The sequence below is a fragment of the Streptomyces omiyaensis genome, assembly GCF_014650895.1.
Lineage (GTDB): Bacteria > Actinomycetota > Actinomycetes > Streptomycetales > Streptomycetaceae > Streptomyces > Streptomyces omiyaensis.
The window spans coordinates 176916-187478 of sequence record NZ_BMVV01000014.1 but is presented as its reverse complement, the minus strand read 5'-3'; the positions used below and the strand labels follow the sequence as shown (position 1 = coordinate 187478).

Below are 10563 nucleotides of genomic sequence, written 5' to 3'. Positions count from 1 at the left end.
AACGCCCGCCGTCACCCGGAGGCGCCGGCCGCCCGGCGGCCGGGCGCGGTCTCCAGGTCGGCCGTTCGGGTCCGGAGCCAGGTCGTCAGGCGGGCGGTCCGGGTGTCCCCGGCGAGGGGGCCGCGGGTGAGCAGGTGGTAGCCGGTGCCGTCGGGGACGAAACCGAAGGGGGCGGCGAGCTGGCCCCGTTCCAGGTCGTCCCGGACGACGGCGTACGGGGCGATCGCGACGCCGACGCCGGCCGAGGCGGCCTGGAGGGTCAGGTAGAAGTGCTCCAGGGTCTGCTGGGAGGCGGGTTCGGCGCGCATGCCGGTGAGGCGCCGCCAGTCGTCCCAGGCCCGCGGGCGGGTCGCGGTGTGGAGGAGCGTCGCGTCCGGCACGTCGGCGGCGGCGGTGAGGAGGGCCGCGAGGTCGGGGCGGCAGACGGGGCCGATGTGCTCCGCGAACAGGCGGGTGCGGCTCACGTCCTCCGGGAAGGGGAAGTCGTCGCGGCGGACCGCGAGGTCGATGCCGTCCCGTTCGAAGGGGACGGGGCCGCCGCCCGCGGAGAGGTGGACGGTGACGTCCGGAGCGGCCGCGGCCAGGTCGGGGAGCCGGGGGATCAGCCACCGCATCAGGAGCGTGGGCTCGCAGGAGAGGGTGAGCGGTCCTGCGGGCGGGCGGTGCGTGATGCTCCGGGTCGCCCCGTCGACGCGGTCGAGCGCCTCGCGGACGGCGGCCGCCAGACGGTGGGCCTCCGGGGTCGGGTGCAGGGCTCGGGTACGGCGCTCGAACAGCGTCGTCCCGAGGTGGCGCTCCAGATTCTGGATCTGCCGGCTCACCGCGCCGTGCGTCACGTGCAGTTCGCGGGCCGCCGCCGTCATGCTCGCGTGGCGCACGGTCGCCTCGAAGGGGAGCAGGGTGTTCAGGGGCGGAAGGTCCGGCCATCGCATGCGTGAAGCCTACTCACAGGTCGTGTGAGAACGAATCGTTTGTCCAGGGCTTTCGGCTGAACCACCATCGATTCCGTCACGGACACCGGCCCGGTCCAGGGCACTGGTCCGGAGCCGGGCGTCGGTCCGGAGCCGGGCACCGGTCCGGAGCCGGGCATCGGTCCGGTCACGGAGGCAGGCCCGGACCCGGGCACGTCGATCGAGGGAGAGGTGGGGCATGACGTTCCGCACCGGAGTGCGGCCGGACATCGCCGTTCTGGCGGACGACCTCACGAGCGCCGGGGACGGTGCCGCGCCGTTCCGCAGGGCGGGTCACGAGGCGCGGATCCTGTTCGGCGTGCCGGAGGCGCCGCCGGAGCGCGCCACGGGCGTGACGGCGGTCGATCTCGGGAGCCGCATGCGGGACGAGGAGGCCGCCGCGGCGCGTACGGAGCGTGCGGCGCGCCTGTTCGCCGGTGTCGGGCTCCTCCTCAAGACCGTCGACTCCACCCTGCGGGGCCATGTCGCCGCGGAGGTCCGTGCCGCGTGGGCGGGGTCGCGGAGGCGGGCGGTCGTCGTCGCCCCGGCCTTCCCCGCGGAGGGCAGGGTGACGGTCGAGGGGGTGCAGTCCGTGCACGGGGTGCCCGTCCACGCGAGCGACTTCGCCCGCGACCCGGTGCATCCCGTGCGGTGCTCGGACCTGACGGAGCTGTTCCCGGAGGCCGTACCGGCGGGACCGGACGAGGTGGCCGGGCTGCCCGGCCTCGTCGACGACGGCCGCCTCGTCGTCTGGTCCGCCAGGACGGACGGCGATCTCGACCGCCTGGTGGCGGCGGTGCCACGGCTCGCCGACGTGTTGTGGGTCGGCTCCCCCGGGCTGGCGGCCGCCCTCGCCCGGAGGTGCGTACGGGAGGAGGACGGCGCCCCCGGGGTGCCCGAGCCGGCCCTGCGTCCGCTGGTGGTCGTCGGCAGCGCCCACCCGGTGTCCCGGCGGCAGCTGGCGGTGCTCCGCAGGCGGGCCGACGTCCGGGCGGCCGTCGTCGACGGCGACCGGGGCGCGGCGGAGCGGGCGGTGGCGGCGCTGCGCGGCTCGCCCGCGCCCGTCCTCGCCCTCCACACGCCCGACGAACGCCACGCGCCGTCCGCCGCCGGGGTGCTCGCCGGGTCCGTCGCGGCGGCCGTCCGGGCGCTGGCCGGGGGCCGGGCCGTCGACGCGCTCGTGCTCACCGGGGGCGAGACCGCCTCGACCGCCTTCCGGGCCCTCGGCGCCACCGGGATCCGGCTGGCCGACGAACCCGAGCCCGGCGTCGCCCGCGGAACCCTGCTCGGCCCCCTCCCCCTTCCCGTCCTCGTCAAGGCGGGCGGCTTCGGGGACGACGCCGCGCTCCTGCGCCTGTCCCAGCTCGCCCGCCAGCCGCTCGGCTCTCCCCTCCTCCCCCGTCATCGGCGGTCCCACGACCGCCCCCCGGACCGTCCGCGCGAGAGCCCGCCGGACCGCCCCTCCGTCGGCCGGCGCGAACGCCCGCTCGGCCTCCCCCATGACCGTCCACTCGTTCGTCCCCTCGACGACCGTCCCTTCGACAACCGTCCCTTCAACGACCGTCTCTTCGACGACCGTCCACTCGACCCGGGAGCGTGTGCGTGACCCCGATCGCCGTCACGACGGGCGACCCCTGCGGGATCGGCCCCGAGATCGTCCTGAAGGCGTGCGCCGATCCCCGGCGCACCGAACCGGTCGTCGTCATCGGCGACCTGGACGTCCTCGCCCGTGCGGACCGGATCGCCGGAACCGGCCTCGCCCTGCGTCCGGTCGCGTCCGTCGAGCGGGCGGGGTTCGCGCCGGGCACGGTGGACGTCCTGACGGATCCGGACGCCCACGCCGGCGGCGGGCTTCCCGCCGGCCTGCCCTGGGGCACGCTCGACGCCCGGGCCGGCGCGGCCTCGTTCCGGTACGTACGCCACGGCGTGCGGCTCGCGCTCACCGGGCGGGTACGCGCCCTGGTGACCGGGCCGATCAACAAGGAGGCGCTGCGCCTCGCGGGCGTCCCCTTCCCGGGGCACACCGAGATCCTCGCCGACCTGTCCGGCACCACGGACTACGCGATGATGATGGCCTCCGAGGAGCTGCGCGTCGTCCTGGTCACCGTCCACCAGTCGCTCCGCACCGCGATCGACGCGATCACGACCGACCGCGAGCTCGACGTCATCCGCCTGACCGACCGCACGCTCCGGCGGAGCGGCACGGACGCCCCGCGCATCGCCGTCGCCGGGCTCAACCCGCACGCCGGGGAGAACGGGCTGTTCGGGAGCGAGGACCTGGACGTCATCGCACCGGCCGTGCGGATCGCGCAGGACGAGGGCATCCGGGTGAGCGGCCCGTGGCCCGCCGACACCGTCTTCATGCGGGCCCGCGCCGGGGCCTTCGACGCCGTGGTCGCCCAGTACCACGACCAGGGTCTGATCCCGGTCAAGTACCTCGGGATCGAGCACGGCGTCAACGTCACCATCGGTCTGCCGTTCGTGCGCACGAGCGTCGACCACGGCACGGCGTTCGACATCGCCGGGCTCGGCACGGCCGACCACTCCAGTCTCCTCGCGGCCCTGCGCCAGGCCGACGTCCTGTCGTCGGAAGCGGCGAAGCGCCCTTGACCACTTCGGTCTCCCCTCGCCCTCCGTCCCCGCCCCCCTCCCCGCCCTCGACACCCGAAACGGAAGGCCGAAGGACACCGTGGACTTCATCTTCATGCTGACCCGTGACGACCGGACCGTCACCGACTGCCTCGACGTCCTCGACGCCATCGCCGGCCTCGGCATCACCCACATCGGGTTCAAGGACGTCGGCGTCGACCGCGACACCCTCGCCCGGCTCCACGCCCGCATCAGGGAGGGCGGCGCCACCACCTACCTCGAAGTCGTCAGCACCGACCGGGACGCGGCCCTCGCCTCGGTCCGCACGGCCGCCGACCTCGGCGTCGACCGGCTGATGGGCGGCACCTGGATCGACGAGACCCTGGCGCTCCTGGACGGCACGTCCGTCGACTACCTCCCCTTCGCCGGGGAGCCCGTCGGCCATCCCACCCGTCTCGCCGGCGGCCCGGAGCGCATCGCCGAGGACTGCCGGCGCGCGGAGGAGGCGGGGTGCGCCGGCGTGGACCTGCTCGCCTACCGCGCCACGGACGCCGACCCTCTGGACCTGGTCCGCGCCGCCCGCGCCGCCACCCGCGGCCGCCTGGTCGTCGCCGGCTCCATCACCGGCTCCGACCAGATCCGGTCGCTCGCCTCCGCCGGGGCCGACGCCTTCACCATCGGATCGGCCGCCTTCGACGGCTCCCTGCGCCCCCACGCGGGAACCCTCCGCTCCCAGCTGGCCTCCGTGACGGACCTCTTGGGGAATCGCGCGTCCTGAGGTGCTTCCGGACGATCCCGGCGGGGCCGTCACGGTCGGACGGACGATCCGGGGGACGGCTGATGAGCTCGTGCACGGTAAGCGGTGGGACGTCGAGGGCTTCGGTGGGACCGGTGCTCACCTCGGTCGTCGGGGGTCCAGGTCCGCGGTCTGCTGGTGGGGCAGCAGACCGGCGACGGCCCGGACGGTGTCGTTGATGCGCTCGTGACGGCCGAGGTGGCGGGCGAGAGCTCGCCCGTTCTTGAGGGGGGCGATGCCGTGCTCGACCTTGTTCTTCCCGGAGAGGAACACGTCGCGGTCCTTGCGTCCAGCGGCCGGTCGGCGGACACGGATCTCGGTGCCGCCGATGATGCCGGTCTGCCCGCTCGCGCCGAGGTGGTCGACGACTTCGGCCGGCGTCCGGAGTCGGACGCCGGGGCTGATCGTGCGCCCTCGCTCGGCGAGCAGGGGTCGTATCTCACCGAGAGGCCGGCTTGGCCTGGTGACGCTCATGCCACAACGGCCCCACCTCGGCAACGAGTTCAGCGATCACATCGGCCGGCAGGCCCGTGATCCGACGGTTGCCGACGATCACTGCGCGAGCCGCGTTCCCCACCACCCGACCCTGATCAGCCATCCCGGGCTCGACGTCTCACCGCTTGCCGCGCACGAGCTCGCCAGAGGTCGTTTCCGCCTTGTATTTCATCGCGCGATGGGGTGTTCTGTGGCGCTTTTCGGGTCGCGCCAGGAGAGGGTGTTCTCGCTGGTGAGGCGGCGGTCCATGAGGCCGGTCATCCCGAGGTGGACCATGGCTTCGGAGCGGGTGGGCAGGGTTTCGCAGCCGCGGGCCAGGCGCCGGTGGAGCATGAGCCATCCGTGGGCCGGTTCCACCGCCCACCGTTTCGGGAGGGGGTGAATCCCCTGGTCCCGGGCTTGCGGGCGGTGATCTCCATGCCGATGCCGAGAACGGCGGCATGCTCGACGAGATGCCGGCGGTAACCGGAGTCGACCCACACTTTCCGGATGCCGGGGTGAGCCGCGGCGACCTGGTCCGAGGAGCCGGGTGCCGGCGGTGGAGTCCTGCACGCTCGCCGCGGTGACCAGCACCGCGAGGAGAAGTCCGAGCGTGCCGGTGACGATGCTCCGCTTGCGTCCCACGGTCTTCTTGCCGGCGCCGATGGCCCGGCTCGAGGTCGGAACGCTGGTGGAGGTCTTGACGCTCTGCGCGTCGATCACACACGCCGAAGGCTCGCCGCTCCTGCCCTCCTCCTCGCGCAGCAGTTGCCGCAGTAGGCCGTTGAGCTGCGCGAACACGCCCTCGTCGGCCCATTTGGCGAAGTAGCCGTAGGCGGTGTTCCAGGACGGGAAGTCGCGCGGGAGACAGCGCCCCTGAACCCCGGTGCGGTCGACGTACGAGATCGCGTCCCTGGTGTCGCGCAGGTCGTGCCCGGCCGGCCGGCCGAAGTGCAGAGCCGTGCGCCGGCACTCGAGACGCCACGCGGTCAGAACCGGCTCGATCAACTCCCAGCGGGCATCGGACAGATCACTCGGAACGGAGCCGTTCCAGCGTGGCGTCCTGTCCCCGCATCGGAGCGCTGACCCAGTGGTTGCTGGCCCGGCTGGTCGTGTTGGCGGTCTGGTTGTCGATCAGCAGGTGGAGGTTCGCGGTGCTGGGCCACCGACGGCGCCGGTAGTCCGGCCACTCCACCATGAGCTCCGGGGTGAGGCCGTCGAGAGGCCGGGCGCGTCCGGCGATGGTCAGCCGGCGGTTACCGACGTCAACGTCGTCGAGCATGAGGACGGCGATCCGGGCCACCCGTGCGGCGTGGACCGCCGCCAGGACGCCGTGCGGGTCGCGCGGAACCGCGGTCCGGGCGTGACGGCCGAGCAGGTGGCCACCGACTTCGGGGTCCATCCGATGACGTCGTGGAAGCGGATGCGCCGAGCGGACACCGATGACGCCCTCCAGGCCGGGAATGTCCGGCCAGGAGGGCGTGGAACTGCGGGAGGCACGCCGGCGGATCAAGCTGCTGGAGCAGGAGAACGAGGTCCTGCGCCGGGCCGCGGCCTATCTGTCGCAGGCGGATCTGCCGGGAAGAGGATCCACCCGCTCGTGAAGGAGCCGGCCGGGGACGGGGTGCCCGTCACGGTGACGTGCCGGGTGCTCAAGCTCGCCGGACAGCCCTGCTGCCGCCGGCTCGACAAGGCGGTTGCCGACGCCGTCCTCGCCGAGACGTATGGAGCGAACGCGCTGTTCGGTGCCCACCACGAGGACCCGGAGTGCGGCTACCGGTTCCTGGCCGACGAAGCACGCGATGCCGGGGCCGCGATGGCGGACCGGACCGCGTGGCGGATCTGCCGGGAGAACCGCTGGTGGAGCGTGTTCGGCAAGAAGCGCGGCCGGGGCGAGAACGCCGGTCCGCCGGTGCACGGCGATCTCGTGAGCCGCAGCTACACCGCGGCCGGCCCGAACCGGTTGTGGCTCGCCGACATCACCGAGCACGCCACCGGCGACGGCAAGCTGCACCTCAGTGCGATCAAGGATGTCTTCAGCAACAGGATCGTGGGCCACTCCATCGACGCGCGGATGAAGTCCCGCCTGGCCGTGACCGCCGCGCCCCGCCGGGCTCGGCGGGGCGCGGCGGGGCGCGGCGGTCACCTCTCAGTTCAGTCCCGTCCTTCGATCCGGAGCGTCAGCGTGGCGAAGGGAGCCATGCGCCAGACGCTCTCCGCCGTGCCCTGCCGCACCAGCTCCTGTCCCGTGGGTTCCTCGTCCAACCGGACGGGGACGAGGAGCGCGTCGGCCGGGGCATACACGCGGGCCTCGCACGCCACCGAGGTCGGGTTGTTGAGGCGGAGGATCAGGCCGTCTCGGTTCTCGGCCGGCTTGAGCGCGGTCAGAAGCGCGCCCTCGACGCGGATCTCGCCGGGGGACGGTTCGGCCGTGGTTCCCGGGCGCAGCTGCCAGGCGCGCAAGGGCGTGCGGAAGGACGCCGCCCGACGGGTGAGGCCGGTGTCGGTGGCGACGGCGTCCCCGAGGGCGAGCGCGAGATCGAAGTTCTGCGGGCCCTGGCACTGCGCTTCGGGGGTCGCGAGCATCGGCCCGGCTCCGGTGGTGCGGCTGCGGAGGTCGAAGCGGGAGAGCCAGCCCACGGACCTGAGCAGGGTGACCACGATCTCCTGCTCGGCGCCGGTGGCCGTCTCCGTACCGGAGAGCGCGCGCGTCTCGGGCAGGCCGGGGGCGAAGAGGGCCGTGCGGTCAGTGCCGCGCCCGACCGCGCCGAGGCCCTGTACGGGGGCGGAGCCGCAGACGGCCTCATGGCCGCGCTCGGTGGGCAGCGGGCCGAGGTCGGGACGGACCGGCCGCTCGATCAGGCTCCACTGTCCGTCGCCGGTCCAGGTGTCCGCGCCGCGGGCGGTGGGCGCGTGGAAGCGCAGCCGGTGGTCCCGCGCCGTGTTGTCGAGGGCGATGTGCCAGCGCAGCAGCGGGTCACCGGACCAGTGCGCGACCTCGATCCGGACCGGGATCGCGGTGGTCCGCTCGCCGCGGCTCGCGCGGTCGGGTGTGAGGCCGACGGGCAGGTCGAGTACGGCGTCGAGCTCCAGGAAGGTGCGTACGGCCGAGGTGCGGGTGCGGGACGCGACCAGCCGGGGCGTGATCACCCTGTCCTGCCGGGGCGGGTCGTAGTTGTAGGTGTCACCGCTGTCGCCGCCGTCGGTGAGCAGTCCCAGTCCCGCCAACTCGGTGCCGTCGATGCGGGTCAGGGTCAGCGAGGCGTCGTCGGCCGCGGTGAGGTCGCCGCCCCAGGGGGCGGGGATCGTACGGGCCTGGTGGACCGTCCTGGCGACGGTGCCGTCGGACGGTGCGTCGCCGAGCCGGACGCGCAGGACGGTCCGGCCGAGGCCGGGCAAGGCCGGGACGTTCAGGTGGAGGCGGTGGCGGAGTGCGGGGCGGGAGTCGGGCAGCAGGTCGAGGTCGGCCTCGAAGACCGTCTCGACGCCGAGGGTCTCGGTCTCGAAGGGGACGGACGTGCCGTCCGGGGCCGTGACGGCGACCGGGTGGCGGTCGGGCGCGGTGAGGACGTCGACGGTGACGGGCCCGCCCGCGCCGTCCGCATGGGGGTTGAGCACGGCGAGGTCGGTGTGGTCGTGGGCTGGGTCGCCGTAAGCGCGGACGTCGAGTCCGGACGCGAGCAGGGCCCGGCGGACGACGTGTTCGCCGAGCTGGTGCACGCGCTCGTAGCGGACGGCGTTCTCGCGGTGCACCTCGTCCACGCTGCAGCCGCACAGCGAGTCGTGCGGAGCGTTCCGCAGGAGCAGTTCCCAGGCGTGGTCCAGGTCGGCGCGCAAGGTGAGGTCGCCGGGGGCGTGGAGGGCGACGGCCGGCTCGGCCCAGCGCTCCAGGAGGTTCTGGGCGGAGGCGTTGGCCTGCTTGAGGTAGGTGCGGGCGGAGAGGGTGCCGGGGAGGATGAAGGTGAGGTACCCGGCCGGTTCACGGAGCTCACCGTCGATGACGGGGAGCGGCTCGCCCGCCGACGCCCGGGCGTCGGCGGCGGTGCGGGCCGCCGTGAAGAAATCCTCCAGGGTGCTCTCGTGGAGCACGGCACCGGTGGCCGCCGCGCCGTCGGCGGCCTCGCGGATGCGCGTGCCCGGTCCGGAGGGCGCGAGGTGGTCGCCACCGTTCATCAGCAGCCACGGACCGTGGGGCAGCCGGGCGTGTTCGGCGCGGAGGAAGTCCCCCAGTCGCCCGGCGGCGTCGGAGTCGGCGGGGCCGTCGGCCCAGAGGACCTCCGCCCCGTGGTAGCCCTGGTTGACGGCGAAGACCTCCGAGCCGTCGGGAGAGCGCCAGCGGAAGCGGGCGACACCGTCAGGGGCGCCGCGCCAGACCAGAGCGGTGTCCATGCCGAAGCCGCGCAGCAGCCGGGGCAGGTCGGCGGGGTGGCCGAAGGCGTCCGGGGAGTAGCCGACGCCGGCGAGGGTGCCGGGGGCCAGGCGGCGGGCGGTCAGCAGGTTGCGTATCAGGTTCTCGCCGGACACGAGCTGGTTGTCGGCGAGGACGTGCCACGGACCGAGGGTCAGGCGGCCGGCGCGCGCGTGGCCGCGCAGGCGCTCGGCGAGGTCGGGGCGGAGGGCTTCGACGTCGGCGAGGACGATCGTCTGGCCGTCGAGGTGGAAGGACTTCATCCGGCCGTCGTCGAGCTCGGCGCAGACGCGTTCGGCGAGCTCGACGAGGCGGGCACGGAAGGCTTCGAAGGGGCGGTACCACTCGCGGTCCCAGTGCACGTGCGTGACGACGTGGCACTCGGGGGCCGCGCCGGCGACCGCCGCGCGAGGCCCGGGGCCAGCGGCGGGAACGGGGGTGCCGGGGATGGTCGTGCTCATGCGGTGGGCTCCTCTGCGGTCCGGTGGGCGACCGGGGTCGGTGCGGGCGGGGGCGGTGCGGTGAGCTCGGACGTCGCCCCCGGACCGGGCGTCGCCGCAGGTCCTCGTGCGGCCGCGGTGCCGGGTGCCGCTGCCGGCTCGGATCCGGCCGGACCGGAGGAGGGTGCCGCGGCCTGGGGCAGCGCGGCGGTGAAGCGTTCGGTGATGGCCGTCGGCCGGGTGATCGCCCCGCCGACCACCACGGCGTGCGCGCCGAGTTCCAGGGCACGGGCCGCTTCCTCCGGGGTGCCGATGCGGCCCTCCGCGATGAGCGGAACGTCGAGGACGGCGGCGAGTGAGGCGACGAGTGCGAAGTCGGGGCCGTCCGGCGGCGGGCTGTACGCGGTGTAGCCGGAGAGGGTGGTGGCGACGGCGTCGGCGCCCGCCGCCGCGGCGGCCACGCCCTCCTCGTGCGTCGAGACGTCGGCGAGCACGCCGACCCCGAGGCGGTGCAGCGCTTCGATCGTGTCCACGAGGGTCAGGCCGTCCGGGCGCGGCCGCCGGGTGGCGTCGAGGGCGACGAGGTCCGCGCCGGCCTCCGCGACACACCGGGCGTGCGCCAGCGTCGGGGTGATGTAGACACCGTCGTCGCCGTCCTTCCACAGTCCGATCACCGGAACCGCGACGGCCTGCCGTACGGCGGCGACGTCCTCGGGCCCGTTGATCCGAACGGCCGCGGCCCCGCCGGCCACGGCGGCCCGCGCCATGCGGGCCATGATGTCCGCGCCGTGGAGGGCCTCACCGGGCAGCGCCTGACAGGAGACGACCAGCGATCCGGCCAGGTCGCGCAGGGCGGCCGAAGTCCCGGCGGGGTGGGAGGTACGCATGGGGGGCACCGGGTCCCTT

General features: G+C 74.4%; 10 protein-coding genes. 4 read left to right on the top strand and 6 right to left on the bottom strand.

What is annotated here, in order from left to right; translation table 11 throughout:
• Positions 1–11: 11 nt before the first annotated feature.
• Positions 12–932 carry a LysR family transcriptional regulator gene (locus tag IE287_RS23325; protein ID WP_189851096.1) on the bottom strand — a complete coding sequence of 307 codons (921 nt, stop codon included), beginning with the start codon at positions 930–932 and terminating at the stop codon, positions 12–14.
• A gap of 217 nt (positions 933–1149) precedes the next feature.
• Between IE287_RS23325 and IE287_RS23320 the strand changes: the two genes are divergently transcribed.
• The 3 genes from IE287_RS23320 to IE287_RS39140 all read left to right on the top strand — a co-directional run bounded on the left by IE287_RS23320 (position 1150) and on the right by IE287_RS39140 (position 4317).
• A complete protein-coding gene (locus IE287_RS23320; protein WP_189851095.1) occupies positions 1150–2556 on the top strand; it encodes a four-carbon acid sugar kinase family protein in 1407 nt (468 codons plus the stop codon).
• Entirely contained in the window at positions 2553–3560 is a 1008-nt protein-coding gene (pdxA, locus tag IE287_RS23315; RefSeq protein WP_229883669.1) for a 4-hydroxythreonine-4-phosphate dehydrogenase PdxA, read from the top strand. The genes IE287_RS23320 and pdxA overlap by 4 nt, the downstream gene beginning before the upstream one ends.
• Before the next feature lie 79 nt (positions 3561–3639).
• On the top strand, positions 3640–4317 hold the full coding sequence (locus IE287_RS39140; RefSeq protein ID WP_189851093.1) for a hypothetical protein: 678 nt from the start codon (positions 3640–3642) through the stop codon (positions 4315–4317).
• 117 nt (positions 4318–4434) lie between these two features.
• On the opposite strand, the gene IE287_RS23305 is transcribed toward IE287_RS39140, so the two are convergent.
• From IE287_RS23305 to IE287_RS23295, 3 genes are all read right to left on the bottom strand, one after another.
• The gene (locus IE287_RS23305; RefSeq protein WP_229883668.1) at positions 4435–4809 is read right to left on the bottom strand and encodes a hypothetical protein; all 375 of its coding nucleotides are present in this window, start codon (positions 4807–4809) and stop codon (positions 4435–4437) included.
• 189 nt (positions 4810–4998) lie between these two features.
• Positions 4999–5838, bottom strand: coding sequence for an IS5 family transposase (locus IE287_RS23300; RefSeq protein ID WP_268254992.1), 840 nt, complete (start codon positions 5836–5838; stop codon positions 4999–5001).
• A gap of 1 nt (position 5839) precedes the next feature.
• On the bottom strand, positions 5840–6211 hold the full coding sequence (locus IE287_RS23295; RefSeq protein WP_229883666.1) for a hypothetical protein: 372 nt from the start codon (positions 6209–6211) through the stop codon (positions 5840–5842).
• A gap of 40 nt (positions 6212–6251) precedes the next feature.
• Between IE287_RS23295 and IE287_RS23290 the strand changes: the two genes are divergently transcribed.
• A complete protein-coding gene (locus tag IE287_RS23290) occupies positions 6252–6413 on the top strand; it encodes a hypothetical protein (RefSeq protein WP_189851092.1) in 162 nt (53 codons plus the stop codon).
• Between the two features lie 550 nt (positions 6414–6963).
• On the opposite strand, the gene IE287_RS23285 is transcribed toward IE287_RS23290, so the two are convergent.
• On the bottom strand, positions 6964–9678 hold the full coding sequence (locus IE287_RS23285) for a glycoside hydrolase family 38 N-terminal domain-containing protein (RefSeq protein WP_189851091.1): 2715 nt from the start codon (positions 9676–9678) through the stop codon (positions 6964–6966).
• Positions 9675–10544 carry an N-acetylmannosamine-6-phosphate 2-epimerase gene (locus IE287_RS23280; RefSeq protein WP_189851090.1) on the bottom strand — a complete coding sequence of 290 codons (870 nt, stop codon included), beginning with the start codon at positions 10542–10544 and terminating at the stop codon, positions 9675–9677. The genes IE287_RS23285 and IE287_RS23280 overlap by 4 nt, the downstream gene beginning before the upstream one ends.
• Positions 10545–10563: the final 19 nt, after the last annotated feature.

Coding starts and splice junctions, on each gene's coding strand:
- IE287_RS23325 (WP_189851096.1), bottom strand. CDS start 932: ATGCGATGGCCGGACCTTCCGCCCCTGAACACCCTGCTCCCCTTCGAG.
- IE287_RS23320 (WP_189851095.1), top strand. CDS start 1,150: ATGACGTTCCGCACCGGAGTGCGGCCGGACATCGCCGTTCTGGCGGAC.
- IE287_RS23305 (WP_229883668.1), bottom strand. CDS start 4,809: ATGAGCGTCACCAGGCCAAGCCGGCCTCTCGGTGAGATACGACCCCTG.
- IE287_RS23295 (WP_229883666.1), bottom strand. CDS start 6,211: ATGGACCCCGAAGTCGGTGGCCACCTGCTCGGCCGTCACGCCCGGACC.
- IE287_RS23290 (WP_189851092.1), top strand. CDS start 6,252: ATGACGCCCTCCAGGCCGGGAATGTCCGGCCAGGAGGGCGTGGAACTG.
- IE287_RS23285 (WP_189851091.1), bottom strand. CDS start 9,678: ATGAGCACGACCATCCCCGGCACCCCCGTTCCCGCCGCTGGCCCCGGG.
- IE287_RS23280 (WP_189851090.1), bottom strand. CDS start 10,544: ATGCGTACCTCCCACCCCGCCGGGACTTCGGCCGCCCTGCGCGACCTG.